We start from the raw sequence: 25419 nt of genomic DNA, 5'->3' as shown, positions 1-25419 counted from the left end.
ATGCGCCGTAAAGTCAAGGTAAAGACGAAGGGGTGAGCGCCTATCGTTCCGGAACCAGCGTCCGGAATGCCTTGATACGGCACTCGCCCCCCGCGCGTGAGCGGAACACGTCCCGCTTGGCGCAGATCATTCCGTCCTTCGTCGGCTTGACGTAAAAGCCGGTATAGAAGTCGAGTGCCGGACATTCATTGCCCAGTTTGGCGCGCATCCTCTTGCCGCCCGACAGGAGCAGGTCGACGCTGTCGGGGCGGGTGATGGTCGCTCCGGCCAGGCTCTGCATTTTGACGCATTTGTCGGCATTCTTCTCGACCCAGCCGATGGGCGGGAGCGGTGCGGTGGTGGTGGAGACGCGGCGAACGGTATCGGGGCGCGGCACGCGAATCACGAAATGCTGCTGAATCCTGACCTGCGCCACGCGCGTCGCGCCGGCGGTCGCGGATGCGGTCTTGCGTCCATCTCCCGGAGGGGCGGTGGGCAACAACAACGCAGTCGTGGCGGCAAGCAGCAAGTTCACCATCTCACCATGCCTCATAGCGTGTGCGGTTGAACAGTGCATGAATTGCGAGCGGCGGCGACCGATGGTAGCGGCACGGCATGACGGCACAGCAGAAGGTGATCGATGCGGTGAGGGCGCGGTTCGGCCCCAGGGCCGCGCTGACCGATGCAGACGTCATTGCGCCATGGCTGAACGACTGGCGCGGCCGCTATCATGGTGCGGCGGCGGCGATCCTTCAGCCCGATTCGACAGAGGCGGTAGCCGCGATGGTCACCCTCGCCGGGCAGCACGGCGTCGCGCTGGTGCCGCAGGGCGGCAATACCTCGATGGTCGGCGGAGCCACCCCGCCTGCGGACGGATCGGCGTTGATCCTGTCGCTGCGGCGGCTGAATCGCGTGCGGCGGATCGACGCGGCCGCCAATCTCGCAGAAGTCGAGGCAGGGGTGATACTCGCCGATCTTCATGACGCGGCACTGGCGCAGGGGCGGCGCTTCCCCTTGACGCTGGGCGCGAAGGGCAGTGCGACGGTGGGCGGGCTGGTCTCGACCAACGCGGGAGGCACGCAGGTGCTCCGCTTCGGAACGATGCGCGGCCTGGTACTGGGGCTCGAGGCGGTGCTCGCGGACGGAAGCATTCATGGCGGGCTGGCTGCGCTCAAGAAGGACAATCGCGGTTATGATCTCAACCAGCTGCTGATCGGCGCCGAGGGGACGCTCGGCGTGGTGACCGCGGCGAGCCTGAAGCTGGTCGCTGCCGTGCACGCGCGGGCGGTCGCGTGGATCGGGCTTGCCTCGCCGCATGCCGGGCTCGAACTGCTGCAGCGGCTCGAGGCAGCGACCGATACGATCGAGAGCTTCGAGATCATCCCCGCCCGCTCGCTGGGCGCGGTACTGCGCCATATCCCGGGTACGCGCGCGCCGCTGTCGGGCGACCATGGCTGGCATGTATTGATCGAAGCCGTGGCCGTGAGCGCCGAGCAGGAGGCGCCCGCGCAGCTGATCGAGCGGCTGCTGGGGCCGGCGCTCGAGTCCGGCCTCGCCCAGGACGCGACGATTGCGGCGAACGAGGCCCAGGCCGAGGCGTTCTGGAAGCTGCGCGAATCGATTTCAGAGGCCGAGCGCGCGAGCGGTCCGGCGCTTCAGCACGATATTTCGGTACCGGTAGCGGCGATGCCGGATTTCATGATCGATGGCGCGAAGGCGGTCGAGACGCGCTTTCCGGGCGTGAGCGCCGGGGCCTTCGGGCATCTCGGCGACGGCAACGTCCATTTCCATGTCCGCGCGCCCGCGGGCAGTGCGGCGGACTGGGCAAAGACCCATTCGGACATAATCAGTCCCTTTGTCCACGATCTGGTAGTCGCGGCCGGGGGATCCATCTCCGCCGAGCATGGCATCGGCCAGATGAAGCGTGACGAGCTGGCGCGGCTGTCCTCGCCGGCGCGGATGCATGCGCTTGCCGCGATCAAGCGTGCCTTCGATCCGCGCAATCTGCTCAACCCCGGGAAACTCGTTTTCCTTGCGCCGGAGCGCGCGGACCAATAGACCGCGGCAGCTTCATTTCCAGGAGAGTTTCATGGCCAGCGCGCCGCAAGCACAGGGTCTTCCGCTTTTCTACAACGATCTGCAGCCGCTTTCGAGCGAGTTGCACAGCAACTGGCGTATTCGCCAGGCCGATTCGGCGCCGTTCATGGCGACCCAGCATGCGATTCCGCTGACGGTCGAAGAGTTTCCGCTGGTCCAGCGCAACATGCCGATCGTCTTCTCGGTCGGCGACGATTCGGTGCCGCTCGGCCTGATGGGGCTGAACGAGGGCGTGAACGTCTTTTTCGGTGCGGACGGCAAGATCAAGGAAGGCGAGAATCTCTACATTCCCGCCTATGTCCGCCGCTATCCGTACCTGCTCGCACGGCTTCGCCCGGATTCGGAAGAGCTGTCGCTCTGCTTCGACCCGACCTCCGACACGATCGGTGCGTTCGACGAAGGCGATGCGCTGTTCGAGGACGGCAAGCCGACCGAGCTGGTTCAGAACATTCTCAAGTTCAATGAGGAGTTCGAGATCGCGGGTCAGAAGACCAACGCGTTCCTCAAGGAGCTCAACGATATGGGCCTGCTGATGGACGGCGAGGTCGCGATTCAGCCCGAGGGTGCTGATCAGCCCTATATCTATCGCGGCTTCCGCATGGTGGACGAGGCCAAGCTGAACGATCTGCGTGGCGATCAGCTGCGCAAGATGTCGCAGAACGGCATGCTGCCGCTGATCTACGCCCATCTCTTCTCGCTGAGCCTGATGCGTGAGATCTTCGCGCGCCAGCTCCAGCAGGGCAATGTGGTGCCGCTGGCCGCAGCGCCGGCTGCCTGACGAATGCTGCCTCCCACCGCGATCGGCGGTGGGAGGCATCTTCCCGCGCCCGGCCTTGCCGGAAGACGCCGGAACCCCATATCGCCGCGATGCCGTTCGCCGCGCGATTCGCCGCCTGGAAATCAAAGGCATGGCGCCGGAATATCTACCGTTCATCGCATTTTCGATTGTGGCCTTGAAGCCACGGTCAAGTCTTCCTATATCCTGATCAGTACGGTTTCGTGTCCCCCCTTTCGCGGAACCGTGCGGCACGCCCTCGGGCGTGTCTCCTCCCTGAACCTTGGCCGCCCGGTGGCAACACCGGGCGGTTTTTTTATGCGCTGGCCAGGACGCCTGTCCTGACGCTCATGGCCTCCCAAGGCTATTGCGCGGCTGCGGCGAGCGGCACCGCTTCGTCTGCAACGGCATCGATGATTCGGCGGAGCAGCGCTGCGGCCGGTTCGAAGCCGGGGCCGGGCAGGTCACGGCGACGGTCGAGATAGAGGCTGCGATCGATCTCGATCTGGATCGCGTGGATATTCGCCGCCGGATCGGCATGGCGATCGAGGACGTGCCCGCCGGCATAGGGGGTATTCACCGCGGTGCGGATCCCCGCCGCATGGACGGCGCCTTCAATCCGTCCGACGAAGCGTGCGGCGGCTGAGCGGCCGAACCGGTCGCCGATCACGATGCGCGCGCCGCCACTCGCCAGCGGGGGCATGGAATGGATGTCCAGCAGCACCGCGACTCCGAACCGGTCACGCGCCGCGGCCAGTTCGGCCTCGATTGCCGCATGGTAGGGGCGGTGGTCGCGTTCGATTCGCTGACGCACTTCCTCGTCGGCAAAGCGGCGGCGCCACAGGTCCGCACCGCCTGCCCGGCGCGGTACCAGGCCAAGCCCGCTGCGCAGCTTGAGCGACATCGCGCCTTCCGGAATGGGCGTGGCGCCTTCGTCAATCCGGGGGTCGCGCTCATGCTCGGCGCGATTGAGGTCGATCCAGGCACGTGCGCGATTGGCGACGAGCAGGGTCTCCGCCCCGCGTGCTGCCAGCGTCAGCCTGTCGGCGTGCCGGTCCTCGAGCGGTAGCAGACTGGCGAGCGGTACCCGCAGCGCTGCGCGCAGCGGCAGAGGATAGTCACGCCCGGCATGCGGTACCGACAGGACGACCGGCGAGACCGGCAGGACGGGGCCGTGACGGTCGAAGGAGGCGAGATCGGTCACGGCTCGACCCTATGCGGGCGTGACGCGTGCGGCAACGTCCCTTTGATCTGGCCGTTGATCTGGTGAACGGCTGGAAAATCTTAAGTCCTTCGCGCATAATCTGCACCCTGGCGACCGCGCCGGATTCGTGGGGTGGGCGCAGCGCGGAGCGCGCCAATAGGGGTAGGGATGATCAGGATTCTTTTGGCCGAGGACGATCGGGTGATGCGCGAATATCTCGCGCGCGCGCTCGAGCGCTCCGGCTATGCCGTGACCGCAGTCGATCGCGGGACCGCGGCGTTGCCGCTGATCGAGGCCGAGCGATTCGATCTGCTGCTCAGCGATATCGTGATGCCGGAAATGGACGGTATCGAGCTGGCGCAGAAGGCGGGGGAGATCGCGCCCGACATGCGCGTGATGTTCATCACCGGCTTTGCGGCGGTGACGCTCAAGGCCGGCAAGCAGATCCCCTCGGCGCGGGTGCTTTCAAAGCCGTTCCACCTGCGCGACCTGGTGCTGGAGGTCGATCGGCTGTTCGAGATGGAGCAGGTTCCGAGCCGGAATTGATTCAGGTGCTTGCATGGGTCGTCGGCCCCCGCTAAAGGGCCGCTTCCCGAGATTCGCCGCAAGGCTATCGGGCGCGTAGCTCAGTGGTAGAGCACTGTGTTGACATCGCAGGGGTCGCAAGTTCAATCCTTGCCGCGCCCACCATTTCGAAAGCCCGCCGGTCGCAAGACCGGCGGGCTTTTTCGTTCCGATGCGCCTCATCCGCCTTCGCCGATCGCACTTGGGTTCATTTCCCGATGACATGGAAAAGGCCCCGGAAAGCCGTTGCTCCCCCGGGGCCTTCGATGCCTCCCGGCGATGCGGGTCTATTCGCCTGGCCGTGCCCAGTCGCGGTTGATCGCGAGCGCAGCGAGCGTGCAGGCGGCGCCAGAGAGCAGATAGGCGCCCACCGACCATAGGCCGAAGGTGCTCGCGAGCAGCAGCGCGACCAGCGGTGCGAAGCCCGCGCCGATCAGCCAGGCGAGATTCGCGGTGGTTGCCGCGCCCGTATAGCGCCGCTCACTCGAGAAGCGGCTGTTCACCGCGCCCGACGACTGGCCGAAGCCAAGGCCGAGCAGCACGAACCCGGCCATCATATAGACGGTCTCGCCAACCCCGCCTGCCCCCAGTAGCTGAGGCGCGAAGCCGCTATAGGCGCCGATCAGTACCGCCGACACGCCGAGCACCGCGCGGCGGCCGACACGATCGGCGATGAAGCCCGAGGCGAGCATGGCGAGCACGCACACGACCGCGCCGACGATCTCGATCACCAGGAAGCGCTCGGCCGCCTCGCCGGTGTTGAGCAATATCCACGAGAGCGGGAAGACCGTGACGAGGTGGAACAGCGCGAAGCTCGCCAGCGGCGCGAACGATCCGAGCGCGATCGTGCGGCCCTCCTCGCGTACCGTTTCCCAGAAGGGGGCGGGCTGAAGCTCGCGGCTCTCGAACAATCGCTCGAATTCCGGAGTCGCGATCATGCGCAGACGTGCGAACAGCGCGACGACGTTGATCGCGAAGGCGACGAAGAAGGGATAGCGCCAGCCCCAGGCGAGGAAGTCCTCGGGCGTGAGCGTGGTCATGAAGAAAGCGAACAGCCCCGCGGCGACGATCAGGCCGAGCGGCGCGCCGAGTTGCGGGATCATCGCATACCAGCCGCGGTGATTAGCGGGGGCGTTGAGCGAGAGCAGCGAGGGCAATCCGTCCCATGCGCCGCCCAGCGCGATGCCCTGGCCGATCCGCAGCAGCGCCAGCACCCACACTGCGCCCATGCCGATCTGGTTGTAGCCGGGCAGGAACGCGATCGACATGGTCGATCCGCCGAGCAGGAACAGCGCGATGGTGAGTTTGACGCCGCGACCGTGATGGCGGTCGATCCACATGAAGATCGCCGAACCCAGCGGGCGCGCAATGAACGCGAGCGCGAACAGTGCGAAGGAATAGAGCGTGCCGGTCAGCGGATCGACGAAGGGGAAGATCAGCGACGGGAACACCAGCACAGAAGCCAGCGCATAGACGAAGAAGTCGAAGAACTCGCTGGTGCGGCCGATGATCACGCCGATGGCGATCTCGCCAGGCGCGATCTTGTGGTCGCGCGCATTCACGATCCGGGCGTCGCGTTCCAGCGATGTCGAGTTGGCGGCGGCATTCGGTGCGGTCATACGGCTATGGCTCCGGCAGCTTATTCGATACTATTGTGCTTCAGCGTCCGCTGCACCAGAAAAGCGACGCGACGGGGATAGGACAAAATGTCCAATGTCGGCGCGGACGGGCGCCGGGATAGGCGGAGGTCCATGCGCGAAGACAAGTCATCGTTCTGGCCATTGCCCGGAAAGAAGCTGGCCAATCTCGGCCGGATGCTCATGCTGCTGCCGCTCGTCGCGTTCGTCTCGGCCTGCCAGAGCGATGTGCTTCACCCGGCGGGAGATGTCGCGGTCCAGCAGCGGGACTTGATCTACATCTCGACCGCGCTGATGCTGCTGATCATCGTTCCGGTGATGCTGCTCGTCGTGGTCTTCGCCTGGCGCTACCGCCACAGCAACGAAGAGGCTACCTACGAGCCCGATTTCGACCATTCGACCGCGCTCGAGTTGGTGATCTGGTCGGCACCGCTGCTGATCATCATCTGCCTCGGCGCGCTCACCTGGGCGGCGACTCACCTGCTCGATCCCTATCGTCCGCTTGCGCGACTAGCGCCCGGAAAGCCGGTCGCGGCGAATGTTCAGCCACTTGAGGTCCAGGTCGTCGCGCTCGACTGGAAATGGCTGTTCATCTACCCCGAACAGGGCATTGCGACGGTCAACGAGTTCGCGGCGCCGATCGACCGACCGATCCGCTTCCGTATCTCGGCGTCGTCGGTGATGAACAGCTTCTACATCCCCGCGCTCGCCGGCCAGATCTACGCGATGCCCGGCATGGAGACCAAGCTGCACGCCGTCTTCAACCGGCCGGGCGAGTTTACCGGCCTCTCCGCCAATTATTCGGGCTGGGGCTTCTCCAACATGCGCTTCGCGGCGAAGAGCCTCGACGATGCCGGCTTCGCCAAATGGGTGGCGCAGGCCAAGGCTGCGGGCGGCACGCTCGACCGCGACGCCTATCTCAAGCTCGAGAAGCCGAGCCAACGCGATCCCGTGCGCCGCTTCGCCAGCACTGACCCCGCCTTGTTCGATGCGGTGGTCAATCTCTGCGTCGAGCCGGGTAAGATGTGCATGAGCGACATGATGATGATCGATGCCAAGGGCGGCCTTGGCATGGCCGGTCTCTATAACGTCCGCGAGCTTGCCTACGACAAATACGCCGCGCGCGGCACCGCGGGCACCAGCCGCTATGTCGCAGCGATCTGCACCACCCCGACGCCCGTGGCCAAACCTGCGGTGCCCAAGCCGGCCGCGGCGCAGCCCGCCCGCCAGCCTTCCCGCATCGCCCGTCAGGGCGAGCCCGGCCAGCCGCTCTCCTGAGGCCCGACATGACCCCGCATCCCGCCCCCGAAGCCGGTCCGATCCTGGGCCGCCTCTCGCTCGAAGCGATCCCGCTGCACGAGCCGATCCTGATCGCCACCTTCGCGGTGGTTGCGATCGGCGGCCTCGCGGTGCTCGCGCTGCTGACCAAATACCGCCTCTGGGGCTATCTGTGGACCGAGTGGTTCACTACGGTCGATCACAAGAAGATCGGGATCATGTATATGATCCTCGGCCTCATCATGTTTCTGCGCGGCTTCGCCGACGCGATCATGATGCGCCTGCAGCAGGCATTGGCGTTCGGCGGGTCGGAAGGCTACCTCAACTCGCATCACTACGATCAGATCTTCACCGCCCATGGCGTGATCATGATCTTCTTCGTGGCGATGCCGTTCATCACCGGCCTGATGAACTATATCGTCCCGCTCCAGATCGGCGCGCGCGACGTCTCCTTCCCCTTCCTCAACAATTTCAGCTTCTGGATGACCACCGCGGGCGCGGTGCTCACCATGGTCTCGCTGTTCATCGGCGAATATGCGCAGACCGGCTGGCTCGCCTATCCGCCGCTCTCGGGCATTGCCTACAGTCCCAATGTCGGCGTCGACTATTACATATGGTCGCTGCAGATAGCCGGCGTCGGGACGACCTTGTCCGGCATCAACCTGATCGTGACGATCCTCAAGCTGCGCGCGCCGGGCATGGGTCTGATGAAGATGCCGGTTTTCACCTGGACCTCGCTCTGCTCGAACATCCTGATTGTGGCGAGCTTCCCGATCCTGACCGCGACGCTCGTGCTGCTCAGCCTCGATCGCTATGTCGGCACCAACTTCTTCACCAATGACTTCGGCGGATCGCCGATGATGTACGTGAACCTGATCTGGATCTGGGGCCATCCGGAGGTCTACATCCTGATCCTGCCGCTGTTCGGCGTGTTCAGCGAGGTGACTTCGACCTTCTCGAACAAGCGGCTCTTCGGCTACACCTCAATGGTCTATGCGACGGTGTGCATCACCATCTTGTCATACCTGGTGTGGCTGCACCACTTCTTCACCATGGGATCGGGCGCCAGCGTCAACAGCTTCTTCGGCATTACCACGATGGTGATCTCGATTCCGACCGGGGCCAAGCTCTTCAACTGGCTCTTCACCATGTACCGCGGCCGCATCCGCTTCGAGCTGCCGATGATGTGGACGATCGCGTTCATGCTGACCTTCACGATCGGGGGCATGACCGGGGTGCTGCTCGCAGTGCCGCCCGCCGACTTCGTGCTGCACAACTCGCTGTTCCTGATCGCGCACTTCCATAACGTGATCATCGGCGGCGTGCTGTTCGGCCTGTTCGCGGCGATCAACTATTGGTGGCCCAAGGCGTTCGGCTTCAAGCTCGACAAGAAATGGGGCCTGGTTTCCTTCTGGTGCTGGGTCGTGGGCTTCTGGCTTGCCTTCACCCCGCTCTACATCCTCGGCCTGATGGGCGTGACTCGCCGGATGCGCGTATTCGATGATCCGAGCCTGCAGATCTGGTTCGTGATCGCGGGCATCGGCGCCGCCGTCATCGCCGCGGGCATCGGCGCGATGCTGATCCAGTTCGCGGTGAGCATCTGGAAGCGCAAGGAACTGGCGGAGCCGACCGGCGATCCGTGGAACGGCCGCACGCTCGAATGGGCCACCAGTTCGCCGCCGCCGGATTACAACTTCGCTTTCACCCCGGTGATCCACGACCTCGACGCCTGGTACGATATGAAGGCACGTAACGCGCAGCGCCCGGTGAGCGGATTCCGCGACATCCATATGCCGAGCAACACCGGCAGCGGGATCATCCTGTCGGGCTTCTGCCTGGTGATGGGCTTCGCATTGGTCTGGCACATCTGGTGGCTGGCCGCAGCGAGCTTCGTCGCGGTGGTCGCCGGCGCGATCTATCACACCTTCAACTATAAGCGCGATTTCCACATTCCGGCCGCGACGGTGATCGGGGTGGAGGACGCGCGCACCCGCCAGCTGGCGCCGGGAGCCTGACCGCATGAGCGCAACCACCCTCACCGCGGACAGCCAGGAAGTCCGCTTCTACGAGCTGGACGAGCATCCGCATCCCGAAGGCCATAGCACGATGCTGGGCTTCTGGATCTACCTGATGAGCGATTGCCTCATCTTCGCGATCCTGTTCGCCTGCTACGCCGTGCTCGGCGGCAATTATGCCGCGGGGCCGGGCCCCAAGGACCTGTTCGACCTCAAGCTGATCGCGGTGAACACCGCGATGCTGCTCTTCTCGTCGATCACCTATGGCTTCGCGATGCTGCAGATGCAGATGGGCAAGGTTCGCGGCACGCAGATCTGGCTCGGCGTCACCGGTCTGTTCGGCCTCGCCTTCCTCGGTATCGAACTCTACGAATTCCATCACCTGATCGAAATCGGTGCCGGGCCCCAGCGCAGCGCTTTCCTTTCGGCCTTCTTCACGCTGGTCGGCACGCACGGACTGCACGTCACCTTCGGCATCATCTGGCTGGTGACGCTGATCGTTCAGCTCGGCAAGCACGGCCTGATCCCCGCCAACCAGCGCCGCGTCGCGTGCCTCAGCATGTTCTGGCACTTCCTCGACGTGATCTGGATCGGCGTCTTCACCTTTGTCTATCTGATGGGAATGCTGCGATGAGCCCGGATCCGCACGCAGAGCATGAGCATGGCCATCATGCCGCGGCGGAGCTGCCGCATGCGACGATGCGCGACTATCTGATCGGCTTCGTCCTGTCGGTGATCCTCACCGCCATCCCCTTCTGGCTGGTGATGACGATGCCGCTGTCGCCCGCACTGACCGCGGCGGTGATCATGGGCTTCGCCGTGGCGCAGATCATCGTCCACATGGTGTTCTTCCTCCACATGAACTCGAAGTCGGAGGGCGGCTGGACCATGCTCTCCCTTATTTTCACCATCACCGTGGTGGTCATCATGCTCGCGGGGTCACTGTGGGTGATGCACCACCTCAACACAAACATGATGCCGATGCCGCACGACATGAGTGAGATGCGGTGAGCCGACGGCCCGCCGCCGTGCGGGCCGTGCTGGCCGGCCTGATGCTGCTGCTGGCGCTTGGCTTCGTCGCGCTCGGCATCTGGCAGGTCCAGCGGCGTGCGTGGAAGCTCGACCTGATCGAACGGGTCGAGGCCGGCACGCGCGCTGCGCCGATCCCGGCGCCCGGCCCAGCGCAATGGCCAGGGCTGGATGTACGCGGCAGCGAGTATCGCCGCGTCGCGGCAACCGGCCGCTTCCTGCATGACCGCGAAACGCTGGTGCAGGCGGTCACCGTGCGCGGCGCGGGCTTCTGGGTACTCACCCCGCTGCGCACGGCGCAAGGGACCATCATGGTCAACCGCGGCTTCGTACCGTCCGATCGCCGCGATCCTGCGAGCCGTGCGGCGGGTCAGGTAGGCGGCTCTGTCACCGTCATCGGGCTGATCCGCGCAACCGAGCCCAAGGGCGGCTTCCTGCGAACCAACGATCCGGCCGGGCGCCGCTGGTATTCGCGCGACGTAGCGGCGATCGCTGCCGCGCAAGGCGTCGGCCCCGCCGCCCCCTTCTTCATCGACGCAGACGCGACTCCCAATCCTGGCGGATGGCCGGTAGGCGGGCTCACCGTGTTGCGCTTCAACAACAATCACCTCGTCTATGCGTTCACCTGGTTCGCGCTAGCGGGCATCAGCCTTGCGGCATTCTTCCTGCTGTGGCGGCGGAAGCCGGCATGATGGACGCCCCACTGCTCGCGCTGACCCGCCGCGGTACCGCGCTCACCGCCGAGACTGCAGCGGCCGAGAACATGCGCCAGCTGATCCAGCTGCGCTGGATCGCCGTCGGCGGGCAAACGCTAGCTATCCTGCTTGTCCGCTACGGTCTCGGTATCCCGCTGCCGGTGGTCGAGATGCTAGGGATCGCCGCGATGCTGGCGATCGCGAATCTGCTCGCGATGATGGCCTTGCCCCGGCATCAGGTCCATGACGGCGAGGTGATGGTGGCGCTGCTGATCGACATGGCGGCGCTTACCCTCCAGCTCTATTTCAGCGGCGGTGCGACCAACCCGTTCATCTCGCTCTATTTGCTTCAGGTTGTGCTCGGCGCGATCCTGCTCCCTCCGCTCGCGGTCGCGGTGCTGGTGGTGGCGACCGCCTGCGGTTACGCGCTGCTGACGGTCGGCTATGTGCCGCTAGAGCTCCCCGCAGACCTCGCACTTGCCCATGCCGATCTCTTCGCGATCGGCCATTGGGTGGGGTTCGTGATGGTCGCCTGGCTGCTGGTGCAGTTCATCGTGCGGATCAGCCGCAACCTGCGCGCGCGCGATGCGAATGTCGCCGATCTGCGCCAGCATGCCGCGGAGGAGGAGGGCATCGTCCGCATGGGCCTGTTCGCCTCGGGCGCTGCGCACGAGTTGGGGACGCCGCTCAGCACCCTGTCGGTGATCCTCGCCGACTGGCGGCGTGTCCCCGCCATCGCCGGCGACCCGCGGCTTGCGGGCGAGGTCGAGGAAATGCAGGCCGAGGTCCAGCGCTGCAAGGCGATCGTCTCCGACATCCTCCACTCCGCCGGGCAGCCGCGCGGCGAGGCGATGGAGAGCATGGCCGCGGCCGCCTTCCTGACCGGGCTGGTCGAGGCGTGGCAGCCGACCTGGCCGCAGGTGCCGATCGTCGCTAACGTCGAGGGGGCGGGGGCCGCCACCATCGCAGTCGATCCCGCGCTGCGTCAGGCGGTGACGAACCTGCTCGACAATGCCGCCGAAGCCTCGCCGCTCGGCCTTCGCCTGACAGGCAAGGTCGAGGAGGGGATGCTGGAGATCATCGTGCGTGATTACGGCCTTGGCTTCGATCCGGCGGCATTGGCCCATGTCGGCGAACTCTATCGATCGACCAAGGGCGCGGGGCACGGACTCGGCCTGTTCCTTGCCACCAACGTCGCGCGGCGAATGGGCGGGCGGATCGAGGCGCGCAATCCCGCGGGCGGGGGCGCGGAAGTGCGGCTGATTCTGCCGCTGATCCATGACGAGGCACCCTGATGGACATGCCGGACCTGATCCTTGTCGAGGACGACGCGACCTTCGCACGGACCCTGCAGCGCTCGTTCGAGCGGCGCGGCTATCGCGTTCGGGTCGCATCCAGCCCCGGTGAGCTGGATGCGCTGCTCGAAGTCGGGGTCCCAACCCATGCGGTGGTCGATCTGAAGCTCGGCACGGCGTCCGGGCTGCCCTGCGTTGCGATGCTGCATGCGCGCAATCCGGCGATGCTGATCGTGGTCCTTACCGGCTATGCCAGCATCGCGACGGCGGTGGAAGCGATCAAGCTTGGTGCCCGACACTATCTGGTGAAGCCTTCGAACACCGACGATATCGAGGCGGCGTTCGGCAAGGCGCCGGGCGGCGATGCCGGCGTGCCCGTCACGCCGCGCGCGGCGTCGCTCAAGACGCACGAGTGGGAGATGATCAACGAGACGCTGGCGGCGACTGGCTTCAACATCTCCGAAACCGCGCGGCGCCTCGGCATGCATCGCCGCACGCTGGCGCGGAAACTGGAGAAGCGGCCGGTCAAGTGACTGCAAAGGACCGCTAACCGCGACGGATGGCGGATCGATGCGCACGACGGCTCGTTGAACGGACGAGCGGGCATCAGGGGAGACGTGATGAACCAGCGCGATCAGACCCGGCATCCGGGTGGCCAGCAGCAACAGCAACGCGGCCGGAAGATGGAGAGGCAGCAACAACGGCAGCCGCAACGCCAGCAGGATGGCGGCGAGAAGAAGCGTCAGCCGGGTAAGGACGATCTCGAACGCTGAGGCGCCAAGCCGGACGCTTTGAAGGGGCCCGCGCGGCCCCTTCTTCTTTTTGGCGCGCGGCTCGGGCATGCTCGGCGACATGAATCCGGTCTATTCCGCACTCGGCACCACGATCTTCGAAACCATGTCGTCGCGGGCGCGAGCGATGGGCGCGATCAATCTGGGGCAGGGCTTCCCAGATGGCGAGGGCTGCGTGCCCGTGATCCGGGCCGCGGCGGACGCGCTGACGACGCGGTCGAACCAGTATCCGCCGATGGCGGGCCTCCCCGCATTGCGGCAGGCGATCGCCACCCATTATACGCGCCACCAGCAGCTCGACCTTTCGCCGGAAGAAGTGATCGTCACCTCGGGCGCGACCGAGGCGATTGCGGCGTCGTTCACCGCGCTGATCGCGCCGGGGGACGAGGTGATCCTGATCCAGCCGCTCTACGACGCCTATCTGCCGCTGGTGCAGCGCGCGGGCGGGGTGGCGCGGCTCGCGCGGCTGGAACCGGGCAGCTGGCGACTAACCCCCGCCGCGCTCGAAGCGGCTGCGGGGCCGCGCACCCGGCTGATCGTGGTCAACAACCCCGTCAACCCCGCAGGTGCCAAGCTCTCGCACGGCGAGCTTGCCGATCTCGCCGCCTTCTGCGTCGAACGCGATTTGATCGCCATCTGTGACGAGGTATGGGAACACGTCGTCTATGACAGCGCGCGCCACATTCCGCTGATCGCGATGCCGGGGATGCGCGACCGGACGGTGAAGATTGGATCGGCGGGCAAGATCTTCGCGCTCACCGGGTGGAAAGTCGGCTGGATGTGCGCCGCCGCGCCGCTCGCCGCTGTGCTTGCCCGTGCCCACCAGTTCCTGACCTTCTCGACTGCGCCCAATCTGCAATGGGCGGTGGCGGAGGGGCTGGAGACGCAGGACGCATGGATTGCGGACTCGATCGTCGGGTTTCAGCGCTCGCGCGACCGTCTCGCCGCGGGGCTGACCGCGGCGGGCTATCGCGTGCTGCCGAGCGGTGCGACCTGGTTCCTCTCGATCGACCTCGCCGCATCGGGCATCGCGTTGCATGATGCGGCGTTCTGCGATCGGCTGGTCGAGGAGATCGGGGTCGCTGCGATCCCGGTCTCGGCCTTCTATGCCGAAGCTCCGGTCACCCATCTGGCGCGGCTGTGCTTTGCCAAGGCCGATGCCGTGCTCGACACGGCGATCGAACGCATGTCCGCAGCGCGATCGGCTTTCGTGCGTTAGCAGTCCCATGGAGCGACTCTGGTTCATCACCAACCCCAGTTCGGGATCGGCAACGCGCGAGAAGTGCGAGGCGCTCGAAGCTGTGTTCGAAGAGCGCGGGCTAGCGCTCGCCGGGCAGACCGGCTTCCCCGACCAGCCGATCCCCTCGGCGAAGGAACTGGCGGCTGAGCGTGTTGATACCGTTGTGCTGTTCGCCGGCGACGGGACGATCAATGCGGCGCTGTGCGCGCTCGCGGATTGGGATGGCGCGTTCCTGATCCTGCCTGGCGGGACGATGAACCTGCTCGCCAAGGCGCTGCACGGCGACGCCGATCCCGCCGCGATCGTCCACGCCGCACATGAAGGCGGGCGCCGCGTAGCGCTTCCCTATGTCGAGGCGGGACCGCACCGCGCGTTCGTCGGCCTCATCCTCGGCCCGGCGGCGCACTGGGCGCGCGCGCGCGAAGCCGCGCGCAAGGGAAGGCGCGCGCGCGTGCTCCATGCGATCCGCAGTGCGTGGCGCCGCACCTTCGGCAAGGGCATCCGTGTCGCCGGCGTGCCGGGCATGCGCGCGCGCTATCAGGCGGTGTTCGTCTCCCCTGCGCCCGATGCGCTGGAGGTTGCGGCAATCGACGCGCGCGACTGGGCGTCGATCGCGGAGCTCGGCTGGACTTGGCTCACGGGCGACTGGGTTGCCGCGCGCGCCGTGACCGAACGGCGCGCGGAACGGCTGCGCCCGGTGAGCAAGCGGCCGGTGCTGGCGCTGTTCGACGGCGAGCCGGTGACACTTGCCCCCGATGCCGAGGCAAGTGGGGGCATGACGCGCCCGGCCTTCATCGCGACTTCTGCCGAATGATCCGCCTGTTCCATGCCAGCGACGTGCATTTCGGTGCCGAGGATCGCGAGGCGCTCGACTGGTTCGCCCGGCTCGTTCGCGCGGAACAGCCCGACGCGGTTGTGGTGACGGGCGACCTCACGATGCGCGCGCGAAGGCACGAATTCGCTGCCGCCGCACAATGGCTGGAAGGCTTGGGCTGCCCGGTGACGGTCGAGGTGGGCAATCACGATCTACCCTATTTCAACCCCTGGGCCCGGTTCGTGACTCCCTATCGCCGCTATCGCGCGATCGAGGCGATGATCGAGCGCCCGCTCGACCTGCCCGGCGTGACCATCGTCCCGCTCAAGACCACCGCGCGCTTCCAGTGGCGGCTCAATTGGTCGAAGGGCCATGTCAGCCGCCGGGCGTTGCGCGATGCGGTGGCGATGATCGAGGCGGCTCCTTCCGGGCACCGTATCCTCGTCGCCTGCCATCACCCCCTCGTCGAAACCGGGACGCGCAGCAGTTCGCGCACGCGCGGCGGCGGTGCCGCACTTTCCGCACTCGCAGCGGCCGGGGCCGATGCGGTGCTGACCGGCCATGTCCACGACCCGTTCGACACCTGCCATCCGGGCGCTGCGGGGGAGGTGCGGCTGATCGGCGCGGGGACGCTGTCGGAACGGGTGCGCGAAAGCCCGCCCTCGTTCAACGAAATCCGCATCGGCTCCGCGATCGAGACGATCGCACGCCGCATGGGCGACGTGCCCGACCGGCTCCTCTCGCCGCGCTGACCTCTGCCGGATATCTATCGAACGGCAGGGTCCCGAAGTCGCAGGCCGGTGCCGTCGCGTATGAGACGGCCTCGCGACGGATGACGGGCAGCGGTCAGTCCATCGAGTGCCCTGGCACGGGCCTTGGGTGACAGGCGGGCTAGCGCTTTGCGTTCGCGCAGCGAAAGCGCGTAGACGCGCCAGCCCCGCGTCACCATGCACGTCTCGATGGACGGGCTCGGCAGCGCGGCGCGGGGCAAGGGGGCGGGCTCGATGGGCGGCGTGAGCGCCTTCTGATCGGCTGTGCTCATCGGCGCGGTGACGATGACCCGGCAGCGTTCGAGCTCCGCCGTCCGCATCGCGCTGTTCGCGCCCGGCTGGTTGTAGAAGGCGGCAGGCACGGAATCGCGCCCCGATGCGGCGAGCAACGCAGGTCCCAGAAGCGCGAGGGGAAGAAGCGCTGGCACGGACATCGTTTCCTTCTGCTGTTAGCCGCCGGGAAAACGATGGGGGCAGCTATCGGCCGCCCCATCGCGATGGTTTCAGAATGCCAGCTTCAACCCGGCACGATAGGAGCTGTTGCGGATGTCCGACCGGCCGACGGTCACGTCCGCCGCGACCGAGAAGGTAGCCTTGCCTGCCTTGTAGGCGAAACCGCCGCCCAACTCGCCCCAGTTGCGATCCTGCGAGGCGATCAGGAAGGGCGCGCGGACGGCATTGCCGCCGACGAAGCCGGCATTGAAGTAGCCCGGCCGCTCGACGAAATCATGGACGAAATAGGCCGAACCGAACGGGCGGAACCCATCCGCATTTCCGTCGAACTGAAGGCCGATCCGCCCCTGCGCGCTCCGGATATGATCCTCGTCGAAGAAGAGTGCGGGACCGGTGCCGCGTTCCGGTGTCGGCGTGAGGTCGATCCGGCTCGCGCGAAGCGCGATGCGCGGGCCGAAGCGCAGTGTTTCGCTGCCGGCCCAGTAGTTCGCACCGACTTCGCTCGACAGTGCAAGCGCATTGTCGCGGCTGCGCAGATCGAAGGCCGTGCCGGCGAAGCTGCCGGTACGATGCGTCGACGACTGGTAGACGCCGGCGCTGAATTGTGCGTCGAACGACAGGCCTAGTGTTTCGCCGTAGCGGCCATAGAGCGTGCCCTGGATCAGGTCGCCCTTTGCCGACTGGCCCAGCGACCGTTCGCCTTCGATGCTCGAATAGGACAGGCCGAAGCCCAGCGCCGACTTGTCGTCGATCCGCGTTTCGATGCCCCCGACGATATAGAAGCCGTCGAACGAGTCGCGATCGGCCAGCGGCGTCGTCCCCGGCATCGATGCCCCGGAACCCTTGAGATAGCCGCCGGCAAGATAGATGGCGACATTCTCCGGCAACGCACCCTCGCGGATCGCCGTGGCAGGTGTGTCGGCGACCACTTCGCTCTGGCCCGGCAGGGCAATCGCGTTCGCGGCATATTCCATCGGCTTGCCGATCATCGCGATCGAGCCGCCCTCGAAGGTTTCCGGCGTCAGCATCGACGTGCGTTCGCGGAAGAAGCGGGCCATGTTGTCCGCGGTGACAATGCCGATCGCGCGCCGCGTCGTCTCCGCACGAGGGGCGAGCGCCTCGAGCGCCCCCTGGATCGTGGCGACGCTCTGCAGGTCGAGGGTGTCGTAGATCCCGGCCAGTGCCGGATAGCCCGCACGGTTGCCGTCGAGCAGCCGGGCATAGGCGGTCTGCACCGGCGTCGCCGCGATGACGCTGGCATAGGGGCGGGCCGCGATGCTGGCGGTCACGAGGTTTGTGCCATAGCTGATCTGCGGGTACAGGATCGCACTGAACGCCGTGGCGCTGCCGAAGGTGCCCGTGACCCCGCCGGAAGCGCTGAGCACCGTATAACTGTCGCCAAAGCGCGGGAGCCGGCCGACCGGGCGCAGCGTGATCGTGCCCCCGCCCAGCGTCGCGCTTCCCGCGACGATGCGGTCCGACGTTCCACTGGCGCCGATATCGACGATATACTGGCTGCCCGCCGCCAGCGTCACGTTGCCCGTGGCGGTCAGAGCCCCGATCGCCCCGATGCTGCCCGGCGAGACGATGCCGCCCGATTGCGCGACCAGCGAGGTGAGCGTGCCGTTGCCGCCCAGCGTACCGCCCGAGGCGACGGTCAGCGCCGAACGGGTGAGGCTGCCGTTGACGGTCAGCGTTCCCTGATCCACGCGCGTGGCGCCGCTATAGGTGTTGGCGCCGGCCAGGATCAGTTCGCCTCCGCCTCGTTTGATGATCCCCCCGATATCATCCGGGAATCCCGACCGGACCTCGGCCGAGTAGCGGTCGCGGGCGTCCTGGATGTTGTTCGTCCAGACATCGACCGTGCCCGTCGTGACGTTGACCTCGCGGCTCTGGCGCAGCGCGGTCGGGCCGTTGAGCGCGACATCCATCTGCGGTGCGCCCCAGCCCGAGCGCAGATCGACACCCGGCGTGTCCAGATCCTTCGAGCTGGATACCAGGATATCGGCGATCAGGCCGGTGTTGTAGTCGGGGAAATACTCCATCAGCAACGCCGCGAAGCCGGAGATGTTCGGTGCCGCCATCGATGTGCCGGACAGCGGGCCATAGCCTGGGCCGGTATAGGTGACGAACTGCGGCAGCCGGGCCGCAAGCAGCGCGTCGGCCTGCACCAGCACGGCGGCAGAAAAATCGCGTCCTAGGATCGCGACATTGCCCGGGCTGGTCAGGATATTGGCGAGGGTGCTGGTGTAGCCATCCAGATCGCCGCCGACGAAGCGGCTGCCATAGGCAAGCGTGATCGCCACCGCCTGCTGCGCGGCGTTGGTGCGCTCGGCCGCTTCGTCGAACGGCGTGCCGGCCGCCTGCGCGGCAGCCCGGCGCGAGAGATAGCCATTGAGAACAGTCAGCCAGGCGTTGCTAGCCGCACTCTGCAACTGGGCCACCGTGCCCGCGGAATAGATGGCGGGGTAGGCGGTCCGGTATGTGTCGCGGATCGCCGTGGTGTTGACCGTATAGGTGTTCACGCTTGAGATGATCGAGCTGCCCGGACCGGCGACGCACCAGGTCGCCGTCTGGCCGCACAGGCTCGAACTGGCCGTGGCGGTGCCGTTCGCCTGATAGTTGACGATCGACAGCCAGTTCGACCGCAGGCGAAGGTCGTTGAGCGGCGTCACCGCATCGACGCTGGCATGGACGCCGGAGCCGTTGCCGGCGGAGAACACCACCAGGACGTCATTGGCCAGCACCGGGTCGTAGATGCCGTTCAGATTGCGCCTGAACTGCGCCTGGGCGACCGCCATCGACGCTGTGTAGGGGACCGTCGTCGAAGAACCCCAGCTGTTGTTGATGATCCGGACTTTGCCCGTATTCACCAGATCGACGATGTTCTGCTGCGCGGTCGCGACCGTGGTACCGTCTAGGATCTGATCCTTCCACCACAGGAAGTCGCCGGCCGCGAAGTTCGTGGTCGCGGCCAGGATGTTCGCGCCGAACGCGTTGCCGAACATCCTTCCGTCGGCCAGCCGCGAGCCTGCAGCCGTGCCCGCGACATGGGTGCCGTGGACTTCCCAGGGACGGCGCGGATTGACGCGGCCATCATTGCCATAGGTGGCAGGCACGACGGTATGAAGCCCGGAGACCTTGCCGGCGCTGGCGAACAGCGGGTGTTCGAACAGCACGCCTGAATCGTTGATGCCGATCGTCTGCCCGCGGCCGGTCAGGCCCAACGCATAGGCATGCTCAAGGCCCAGAAAGGCCTTGCTATAATCGACTGCGAACTGGGTGTCGCTGCGCCAGGATGCGATTGCGGCGTTATAGTCGGCCGTGCGCTGGCCATTGGCCATGTAATAGCCGCCGGTCGGCGCAGCGGGGGTCGCCGCGGCGAGCTGAGCGATGGCGGCGTCCGCTGCGGGCGGGGCGCTGGTGCTGGCCGGCTCCGGTGCTTCGCCAAGGCTGGAGATGCGGAACGTCTCGGGCGAACCGTCGACCAGGTCGCTGGCCCTGAATGTCTGCGCCTGAGCGCCGCTTGCGGCAATCGATGCCAGCCCAAGCCCTGCAGCCGAAAGAAAAAGCGAAACGCGAACGCGTCCCCGCTGACGAGCGAAGATCATGACAGCCCCCTATGTTGACCCAGTCGGCCCGGACCGGGTTGGTACGGCGAGGCTATGTCGGCGCGGAATGGCGTCAAGTCTCGCTTGTTACGATTGCACCGGTTTGCGCAGCGATAGATGCGCGCCGGACACACTTTCTGATCAGTCCGGGTAATTTATAACCGGTTCGGGTATCAGCCTGGGCCTGCGCAGGAAAATCCGGCGAGGTTCATCGCAGCCAGCGCACCATTGCCGGAAACGGTGATCGGCCGAATGCCGCTGCCTGACGCGGCTCGGCGCTCATCCCGAAATATTGCAGCATCGGTACCCCGATCCCGGTGCCGCCGTTGCGATAGGATTCCAGATAGTTCCTTCCGCCGCCATGATAGCCGCCGGCGTGGAAGACGTGGATGGGATCGATCTCCAGCGCGATGGCGGCGGCATAGGACCAGGCCATCGCTGCCATCTCTTCGGCTTGGTCGTTGGGGATTCCGGCCTGCACGGCGCGCGTTGCAGGGTCGCTCACCGCAATATGCCCGGCCTCGTGGAGCAGGTCGCCCGGCCATTCCAGCGTGTCGGGATCGAATATCAAGGTGCCGTTGCGCACCGTTGCGCCGGGCAACAGCGATCCGACCGGCACAGGCTCCACCGCAACGGGAATGCCGATCTCTTCCAGAAAGGGAACGATGCGGGCGACGATGGGGTCGGCAAAGGTCATGTGCCCGAACCCTAACCGTTCCGGCGGGATATCGCCCAACGAAAAAGGGCGGCCCCTTGCGGGGCCGCCCTTGATCTGTTCGATCCGGGAAGGATCAGCGCTTCGAGAACTGGAAGCTGCGGCGGGCCTTGGCCTTACCGTACTTCTTGCGCTCGACCGCGCGGCTGTCGCGGGTCAGGAACCCGGCGGCCTTGACCGGTGCGCGCAGCACCGGCTCATACTTGGTCAGCGCCTGAGCGATGCCGTGCTTGACCGCGCCGGCCTGGCCCGAAAGCCCGCCGCCCTTGACGGTGCAGATCACGTCATACTGGCCGTCACGCTCGGCGACGCCGAACGGCTGGTTGATGACGAGACGCAGCGTCGGACGCGCGAAATAGACTTCCTGATCGCGGCCGTTGATCGTGATCTTGCCCGAGCCGGGCTTGATCCACACGCGGGCGACAGCGTCCTTGCGGCGGCCGGTCGCATAGGCGCGGCCATAGGCGTCGAGTTCCTGCTGGCGCAGCGGGGTGGTCGACACGGCAGGGGCGCCGGCCAGATAGGCGTCAGCGCTGGTCGCGGCTTCGGCACCCTCGGGCGCGCCGGCGGCGATCTCGGCGAGATCGGAAAGGGACTGGCGATTGTCGGACATTATGCGCCCACCTTATTCTTGCGGCTCATGGCCGCGATATCCAGGACTGCGGGGTTCTGGGCTTCGTGCGGATGCTCGGCGCCCTTGTAGATGCGCAGGTTGCGCATCTGCTGGCGGCCCAGGGGGCCGCGCGGGATCATGCGCTCGACGGCCTTTTCCAGCACGCGCTCGGGGAAGCGGCCCTCGAGCACCTTGGCGGCGGTGATTTCCTTGATGCCGCCAGCATAGCCGGTGTGCTTGTAGTACACCTTGTCGGCCAGCTTCTTGCCGGTGAAACGGACCTTGTCCGCGTTGATGACGATGACATTGTCACCGCAATCGACGTGCGGGGTGAAGCTCGTCTTGTGCTTGCCGCGCAGCACGTTGGCGATCACCACCGCGGCGCGGCCGACGACCAGACCTTCGGCATCGACGATATGCCACTTCTTCTCCACCTCGGCCGGCTTTACCGACTTGGTGGTCTTCATCAGCGCCTTCATGGGGCCAGACCCTCTTACATCAATGGGTGCATGTTGAAATGCATGACGCCGCCCATCACGGACGGCGCGAACGGCGGCCAAATGACGAAACGGCGCGCGAAAGTCAAGAAAACTGCGGGTTTGTTGACGGGTATTATGATACCTGCGATATGCGGAGCCATTCGATCGATAGAGTGTCGCCCGTTTTTCCGTCTGCGCTGACACTCTGTTCGAACCGCCGTGGCAACCCGGTGGCACGATCGAGCTGCACGCTGGAGCTTTGTACAATGGTCATCTGCTCAAGCTTCGCCATCGACTGGCGCGCGCGCTCGCGGACTGCCGGGTCGGGGTTGTCGAATATGGCCGCGACCTTGGCCATCATGGTCTTCATCGCCGCCCCGTCGATCTGTGCGACGATCACGAACCTGGCCACATCCGGCTGCGTGTCGGCGAGCGTAACCCTGATTCGGCGCTCCACGGAGGCCCCGAACATCGGAACATCGGCCTGTTCGATGCCTTCGACGGTCTCGCCAGCCTCCATGTCATAGCCGCCCCAGCCCAGGACGTTGGAGAGATACTTAACGATCGCCTTGGGGGCGGTCTCGGGGGTGAGCTGGCCGTATAGCGCGTTCACCCCTTCCAGGACTCTGCGTGCATCCGCCTGGGTCAATTTGGGTTGGCCCGCGGCGGCGGTCATCATGAGGGGGACTATCGCCTCGGTGCTTTTCAGGAGGCTCGCCTTGAGCGGCTCCCAGTCGCGTATGCGCGTCGGGTCGCCCTCGTCATCGAGTTCGAGCGTGACCGGCGTGCCGATGAACGGGCGCAGCGAGGGTGCCAGCAGGGGGTGACGCATCTCCGCAGAGAAGGAGGCGGGATCCATCCGCCAATACGCCAGATAGCCGGTGCCGCTGCGCTCGAACCGCACTTCCTCGACCCAGCTCTGCGTCTGGCCGCGCTTGGTGACCGTGACTCGAAACCGTTGCACGGTGTCGACCGGAGGGGCGAACCGCGTTGTGATCCGTTCGGTCTTCGCCACGGGCCGCACGTCCTGCGCGCCGCCGGCCGCAGCCCACAGCGTTCCGAGTACCAGCGCTGCGGCTACCCGTTTCATTGCCCCCCTCCGGCAACAGTGGTTGCTGTGTGTTGCTTCACCCTCGTGCCGGCGATCGGTCACGGTATGTGGATCGTGGTGACCGTCAGCCGCGTGGCCGGCGCTGCGCCGGCGAGCTCGGTGCGCACCGAATCGCGGCTTTCCAGCACGAGGCCGGTGGCAGGATCGACGCGGCGCATGGTTTCCAGCGTCACACGGCCCGTGGCCTGACCCGCGGGGGTGCGCTGCGATACCTCGCCCGCCGCACTGACTGATACGATGAGGTGTCCGTTCTGGCGCCGCACCACCCGAATACCGTCGAGCTGGGCTGTGCCAAAGGCCGATCCGGCGGGAACGCGGATCGAGCGGGGCGGCGATTCCCCTGCCGCCGCAATGTCGGCGGCGATCAGCGGCTCGACCAGCGTTGCGATCGTCGCGCGCTGGCGATCGGGCGGCATCGGGGCAAGTGCCGCAAGGATCGCGCGGATCTGCCCGGCGCGCCTGCGGTCGAGATCGTCGGTACCCGGCGGAGCAAGCGCAGCGATGCCGTCGAGGAACGCCTTCCAGATGGCTTCCTGTTCCTCGATTGCAGAGACGCGGCCTGCCGGGTCGAGGTGCAGCACCACCGTTCGTCCGGCGATCCGCGCGAACCCTGCGCGGAACATCGCCGTGGGATCGTCCTCGCCGGGCGTGGCAGGCGGGCCGGGTTCGATCGTCACTTCGGCACGATAGCCGGTTGCGGTGCGGCGAAAGACGATGCGCCGGGCGTTGGTGAAACGCCGGGTGACGCCCGCATCCGTCCTGCCCGTTTCGGTCACGGCGCTAAGCGGCCGGTCGAGCGGCGGGGCGAAGGTTGCGGCCTGCGCCGCGAGCAGGACGGCCGCGATCAACGCGTCGAGTCGTCGATCCAGCCGGCAACCGCGTCCCCTGCGGCGGCAGGCCATATCTCGATCACGGGCAGATCATAGCCATGCAGCGCCGCGATCTGGTCGGCCAGCTCGCGGGCAAGCTGCGGCGTCGTCTTGAACAGCGCGCGATGCTCGGTCGCAGTCTCGACCTTGCCCTGCCAGCGATAGATGGAGGTGCACGGCCCGAGCAGGTTGACGCAAGCGGCGATCCGTTCCTCGACCATGCGCCGCCCGATCGTCTCCGCCTCCTCCGACGAGGCGAAGGTCGCGTGGACGATAGCGATATCGCTCATCGCCGCCTTCCGATCGAATGGGCGCCCCAGGCCGCAGCGGCGACGACCAGAGCGCCGACCACCTGATGCGTTGCCGCGACATGAAGGTGCACGCTCGTCCATACGGTCGCGATGCCGAGCAGGATCTGCGTGCCGAAGGCGATGTGGATCGCCACCGATGCCTTGCGGTCGCCCGCGGCGCGCGCGCGGCGCGCCAGCACGATCAGCGCTGCCACGGTCACCCATGCCCACCAGCGATGGAACCAGTGGATCATCGCCGGATCGTTGAGCATCGCATCGAGCAACGGGCGTACCGCCAGCACTTCGGACGGGAAGAACTTGCCGTTCATCAGCGGCCATTGGTTGGTGACGAGACCTGCGTTGAGCCCCGCGACGAATGCGCCATAGACCAGCTGGACGAACAGGATCAGCCCCGTCCACACCGCAACCGCGGTCAGGCGCGCCGGACGATAGCCCGGATCGCGGGCCAGCGCGCGCAGGTCGAGCGCGGTCCACACCAAAGCCGCAAGGATGAACAGCGCGAGCAGCAAATGCGCCGCCAGCCGGAAGTGGCTGACATCGGTCCGCTCGGCGAGGCCGGATGTGACCATCCACCAGCCGATCACCCCCTGCAGTCCGCCCAGCACCAACAGGCCGACCAGGCGCGGGCCATAGCCCTGCGGGATCGCACGGCGGATCGCGAACCACAGCAGCGGCAGCGCAAATGCCACACCGATCAGGCGGCCGAGCAGCCGGTGCAGATACTCCCAGAAATAGATGCCCTTGAACGCCTCAAGGCTCATCCCAGCGTTGATCTGCTGATATTCGGGGATGCGCTTGTACTTCTCGAACTCGGCCAGCCACGCCGCGTCGGACAGCGGGGGCAGGGTGCCGGTGACCAGCTTCCATTCGGTGATCGACAGGCCGGATTCGGTCAGGCGGGTAATCCCGCCGACGCCGACCATCACAACGATCAGCACGGCGACAGCGAACAGCCAGTAAGCGATGGCGCGGGGGCGGGCGGTTTGGGCAAAACGGGACACGCTCCGCCGTTTATGTCCTGCGGACCGCAAATGCCAGCCGAACCCTTGAAAAACCGGCCATATGCGGTGGCGG

Annotated in this window: 26 protein-coding genes and 1 tRNA gene; 15 read left to right on the top strand and 12 right to left on the bottom strand. The window is 66.2% G+C overall.

Going from position 1 to position 25419, the window contains the following annotated elements; all coding sequences use genetic code 11:
* Nucleotides 1–40: 40 nt before the first annotated feature.
* Nucleotides 41–517 (bottom strand): hypothetical protein, encoded by a 477-nt coding sequence (locus BDW16_RS07750; protein WP_100362847.1) that lies wholly within the window; start codon nt 515–517, stop codon nt 41–43.
* Between the two features lie 77 nt (nt 518–594).
* Between BDW16_RS07750 and BDW16_RS07745 the strand changes: the two genes are divergently transcribed.
* Both BDW16_RS07745 and BDW16_RS07740 read left to right on the top strand, forming a co-directional pair.
* Nucleotides 595–2037: an FAD-binding oxidoreductase gene (locus tag BDW16_RS07745; protein WP_066580451.1), complete on the top strand. Its 1443-nt coding sequence runs from the start codon at nt 595–597 to the stop codon at nt 2035–2037.
* Nucleotides 2038–2068: 31 nt separating this feature from the next.
* Nucleotides 2069–2854 carry a SapC family protein gene (locus tag BDW16_RS07740; RefSeq protein WP_066580450.1) on the top strand — a complete coding sequence of 262 codons (786 nt, stop codon included), beginning with the start codon at nt 2069–2071 and terminating at the stop codon, nt 2852–2854.
* A gap of 361 nt (nt 2855–3215) precedes the next feature.
* Here the strand turns inward: BDW16_RS07740 and BDW16_RS07735 are convergent, their stop codons facing one another.
* Nucleotides 3216–4055: an N-formylglutamate amidohydrolase gene (locus tag BDW16_RS07735; RefSeq protein WP_066580448.1), complete on the bottom strand. Its 840-nt coding sequence runs from the start codon at nt 4053–4055 to the stop codon at nt 3216–3218.
* Between the two features lie 168 nt (nt 4056–4223).
* Between BDW16_RS07735 and cpdR the strand changes: the two genes are divergently transcribed.
* Both cpdR and BDW16_RS07725 read left to right on the top strand, forming a co-directional pair.
* Nucleotides 4224–4601, top strand: coding sequence for a cell cycle two-component system response regulator CpdR (cpdR, locus tag BDW16_RS07730; protein WP_066580446.1), 378 nt, complete (start codon nt 4224–4226; stop codon nt 4599–4601).
* A 69-nt stretch (nt 4602–4670) separates the two neighbouring features.
* Nucleotides 4671–4745, top strand: a tRNA-Val gene (locus BDW16_RS07725).
* 161 nt (nt 4746–4906) lie between these two features.
* On the opposite strand, the gene BDW16_RS07720 is transcribed toward BDW16_RS07725, so the two are convergent.
* The gene (locus BDW16_RS07720; RefSeq protein ID WP_066580444.1) at nt 4907–6238 is read right to left on the bottom strand and encodes an MFS transporter; all 1332 of its coding nucleotides are present in this window, start codon (nt 6236–6238) and stop codon (nt 4907–4909) included.
* A 132-nt stretch (nt 6239–6370) separates the two neighbouring features.
* Between BDW16_RS07720 and cyoA the strand changes: the two genes are divergently transcribed.
* From cyoA to BDW16_RS07670, 11 genes are all read left to right on the top strand, one after another.
* Nucleotides 6371–7534: a ubiquinol oxidase subunit II gene (gene cyoA, locus BDW16_RS07715; protein WP_083954386.1), complete on the top strand. Its 1164-nt coding sequence runs from the start codon at nt 6371–6373 to the stop codon at nt 7532–7534.
* Nucleotides 7535–7542: 8 nt separating this feature from the next.
* Nucleotides 7543–9549 (top strand): cytochrome o ubiquinol oxidase subunit I, encoded by a 2007-nt coding sequence (cyoB, locus tag BDW16_RS07710; RefSeq protein WP_066580443.1) that lies wholly within the window; start codon nt 7543–7545, stop codon nt 9547–9549.
* A 4-nt stretch (nt 9550–9553) separates the two neighbouring features.
* Complete coding sequence (gene cyoC / locus BDW16_RS07705) at nt 9554–10183, top strand: cytochrome o ubiquinol oxidase subunit III (protein WP_066580442.1); 630 nt, start codon at nt 9554–9556, stop codon at nt 10181–10183.
* Nucleotides 10180–10560: a cytochrome o ubiquinol oxidase subunit IV gene (gene cyoD, locus BDW16_RS07700; RefSeq protein WP_066580440.1), complete on the top strand. Its 381-nt coding sequence runs from the start codon at nt 10180–10182 to the stop codon at nt 10558–10560. The genes cyoC and cyoD overlap by 4 nt, the downstream gene beginning before the upstream one ends.
* 41 nt (nt 10561–10601) lie before the next feature.
* Entirely contained in the window at nt 10602–11270 is a 669-nt protein-coding gene (locus BDW16_RS07695; RefSeq protein WP_066580497.1) for an SURF1 family protein, read from the top strand.
* A complete protein-coding gene (locus BDW16_RS07690; protein WP_066580495.1) occupies nt 11267–12568 on the top strand; it encodes an ATP-binding protein in 1302 nt (433 codons plus the stop codon). Before BDW16_RS07695 ends, BDW16_RS07690 begins: the two co-directional genes overlap by 4 nt.
* Nucleotides 12568–13101, top strand: a complete 534-nt coding sequence (locus BDW16_RS07685) for a response regulator transcription factor (RefSeq protein ID WP_066580439.1) — start codon at nt 12568–12570, stop codon at nt 13099–13101. Before BDW16_RS07690 ends, BDW16_RS07685 begins: the two co-directional genes overlap by 1 nt.
* An 87-nt stretch (nt 13102–13188) precedes the next feature.
* Nucleotides 13189–13341: a hypothetical protein gene (locus BDW16_RS21460; protein WP_164519425.1), complete on the top strand. Its 153-nt coding sequence runs from the start codon at nt 13189–13191 to the stop codon at nt 13339–13341.
* A gap of 79 nt (nt 13342–13420) precedes the next feature.
* Complete coding sequence (locus BDW16_RS07680; RefSeq protein ID WP_066580494.1) at nt 13421–14578, top strand: aminotransferase; 1158 nt, start codon at nt 13421–13423, stop codon at nt 14576–14578.
* Between the two features lie 7 nt (nt 14579–14585).
* Entirely contained in the window at nt 14586–15413 is an 828-nt protein-coding gene (locus BDW16_RS07675; RefSeq protein WP_066580437.1) for a diacylglycerol/lipid kinase family protein, read from the top strand.
* Nucleotides 15410–16165, top strand: coding sequence for a metallophosphoesterase family protein (locus tag BDW16_RS07670; protein ID WP_066580435.1), 756 nt, complete (start codon nt 15410–15412; stop codon nt 16163–16165). Before BDW16_RS07675 ends, BDW16_RS07670 begins: the two co-directional genes overlap by 4 nt.
* Nucleotides 16166–16179: 14 nt before the next feature.
* Here BDW16_RS07670 and BDW16_RS07665 read toward each other — a convergent pair whose 3' ends face one another.
* The 9 genes from BDW16_RS07665 to BDW16_RS07625 form a co-directional block, all read right to left on the bottom strand.
* Complete coding sequence (locus tag BDW16_RS07665) at nt 16180–16611, bottom strand: hypothetical protein (protein WP_125958859.1); 432 nt, start codon at nt 16609–16611, stop codon at nt 16180–16182.
* Between the two features lie 75 nt (nt 16612–16686).
* Complete coding sequence (locus BDW16_RS07660) at nt 16687–20247, bottom strand: S8 family serine peptidase (protein WP_066580433.1); 3561 nt, start codon at nt 20245–20247, stop codon at nt 16687–16689.
* A gap of 208 nt (nt 20248–20455) precedes the next feature.
* Nucleotides 20456–20944, bottom strand: a complete 489-nt coding sequence (locus tag BDW16_RS07655) for a hypothetical protein (protein WP_066580430.1) — start codon at nt 20942–20944, stop codon at nt 20456–20458.
* A 94-nt stretch (nt 20945–21038) separates the two neighbouring features.
* Complete coding sequence (gene rpsI, locus BDW16_RS07650) at nt 21039–21575, bottom strand: 30S ribosomal protein S9 (RefSeq protein WP_075151162.1); 537 nt, start codon at nt 21573–21575, stop codon at nt 21039–21041.
* Nucleotides 21575–22054, bottom strand: coding sequence for a 50S ribosomal protein L13 (rplM, locus tag BDW16_RS07645; protein ID WP_066580429.1), 480 nt, complete (start codon nt 22052–22054; stop codon nt 21575–21577). The genes rpsI and rplM overlap by 1 nt, the downstream gene beginning before the upstream one ends.
* A gap of 133 nt (nt 22055–22187) precedes the next feature.
* On the bottom strand, nt 22188–23144 hold the full coding sequence (locus tag BDW16_RS07640; RefSeq protein ID WP_066580427.1) for a hypothetical protein: 957 nt from the start codon (nt 23142–23144) through the stop codon (nt 22188–22190).
* A 59-nt stretch (nt 23145–23203) separates the two neighbouring features.
* Entirely contained in the window at nt 23204–24013 is an 810-nt protein-coding gene (locus BDW16_RS07635) for a hypothetical protein (RefSeq protein ID WP_066580425.1), read from the bottom strand.
* Nucleotides 24010–24324: a divalent-cation tolerance protein CutA gene (cutA, locus tag BDW16_RS07630; RefSeq protein ID WP_066580423.1), complete on the bottom strand. Its 315-nt coding sequence runs from the start codon at nt 24322–24324 to the stop codon at nt 24010–24012. Before cutA ends, BDW16_RS07635 begins: the two co-directional genes overlap by 4 nt.
* Nucleotides 24321–25346 carry a COX15/CtaA family protein gene (locus BDW16_RS07625; protein WP_255265775.1) on the bottom strand — a complete coding sequence of 342 codons (1026 nt, stop codon included), beginning with the start codon at nt 25344–25346 and terminating at the stop codon, nt 24321–24323. The genes cutA and BDW16_RS07625 overlap by 4 nt, the downstream gene beginning before the upstream one ends.
* Nucleotides 25347–25419: the final 73 nt, after the last annotated feature.

The sequence above is a fragment of the Sphingomonas koreensis genome, assembly GCF_002797435.1.
GTDB classification, from domain to species: domain Bacteria; phylum Pseudomonadota; class Alphaproteobacteria; order Sphingomonadales; family Sphingomonadaceae; genus Sphingomonas; species Sphingomonas koreensis.
The sequence above is the reverse complement of the archived record's forward strand: the minus strand, read 5'-3'. Positions and strand labels throughout refer to the sequence as shown.

Coding starts and splice junctions, on each gene's coding strand:
- BDW16_RS07750 (WP_100362847.1), bottom strand. CDS start 517: ATGGTGAACTTGCTGCTTGCCGCCACGACTGCGTTGTTGTTGCCCACC.
- BDW16_RS07745 (WP_066580451.1), top strand. CDS start 595: ATGACGGCACAGCAGAAGGTGATCGATGCGGTGAGGGCGCGGTTCGGC.
- BDW16_RS07740 (WP_066580450.1), top strand. CDS start 2,069: ATGGCCAGCGCGCCGCAAGCACAGGGTCTTCCGCTTTTCTACAACGAT.
- cpdR (WP_066580446.1), top strand. CDS start 4,224: ATGATCAGGATTCTTTTGGCCGAGGACGATCGGGTGATGCGCGAATAT.
- BDW16_RS07720 (WP_066580444.1), bottom strand. CDS start 6,238: ATGACCGCACCGAATGCCGCCGCCAACTCGACATCGCTGGAACGCGAC.
- cyoA (WP_083954386.1), top strand. CDS start 6,371: ATGCGCGAAGACAAGTCATCGTTCTGGCCATTGCCCGGAAAGAAGCTG.
- cyoB (WP_066580443.1), top strand. CDS start 7,543: ATGACCCCGCATCCCGCCCCCGAAGCCGGTCCGATCCTGGGCCGCCTC.
- cyoC (WP_066580442.1), top strand. CDS start 9,554: ATGAGCGCAACCACCCTCACCGCGGACAGCCAGGAAGTCCGCTTCTAC.
- cyoD (WP_066580440.1), top strand. CDS start 10,180: ATGAGCCCGGATCCGCACGCAGAGCATGAGCATGGCCATCATGCCGCG.
- BDW16_RS07695 (WP_066580497.1), top strand. CDS start 10,602: ATGCTGCTGCTGGCGCTTGGCTTCGTCGCGCTCGGCATCTGGCAGGTC.
- BDW16_RS07690 (WP_066580495.1), top strand. CDS start 11,267: ATGATGGACGCCCCACTGCTCGCGCTGACCCGCCGCGGTACCGCGCTC.
- BDW16_RS07685 (WP_066580439.1), top strand. CDS start 12,568: ATGGACATGCCGGACCTGATCCTTGTCGAGGACGACGCGACCTTCGCA.
- BDW16_RS21460 (WP_164519425.1), top strand. CDS start 13,189: ATGAACCAGCGCGATCAGACCCGGCATCCGGGTGGCCAGCAGCAACAG.
- BDW16_RS07680 (WP_066580494.1), top strand. CDS start 13,421: ATGAATCCGGTCTATTCCGCACTCGGCACCACGATCTTCGAAACCATG.
- BDW16_RS07675 (WP_066580437.1), top strand. CDS start 14,586: ATGGAGCGACTCTGGTTCATCACCAACCCCAGTTCGGGATCGGCAACG.
- BDW16_RS07670 (WP_066580435.1), top strand. CDS start 15,410: ATGATCCGCCTGTTCCATGCCAGCGACGTGCATTTCGGTGCCGAGGAT.
- BDW16_RS07660 (WP_066580433.1), bottom strand. CDS start 20,247: ATGATCTTCGCTCGTCAGCGGGGACGCGTTCGCGTTTCGCTTTTTCTT.
- BDW16_RS07655 (WP_066580430.1), bottom strand. CDS start 20,944: ATGACCTTTGCCGACCCCATCGTCGCCCGCATCGTTCCCTTTCTGGAA.
- rpsI (WP_075151162.1), bottom strand. CDS start 21,575: ATGTCCGACAATCGCCAGTCCCTTTCCGATCTCGCCGAGATCGCCGCC.
- rplM (WP_066580429.1), bottom strand. CDS start 22,054: ATGAAGGCGCTGATGAAGACCACCAAGTCGGTAAAGCCGGCCGAGGTG.
- BDW16_RS07640 (WP_066580427.1), bottom strand. CDS start 23,144: ATGAAACGGGTAGCCGCAGCGCTGGTACTCGGAACGCTGTGGGCTGCG.
- cutA (WP_066580423.1), bottom strand. CDS start 24,324: ATGAGCGATATCGCTATCGTCCACGCGACCTTCGCCTCGTCGGAGGAG.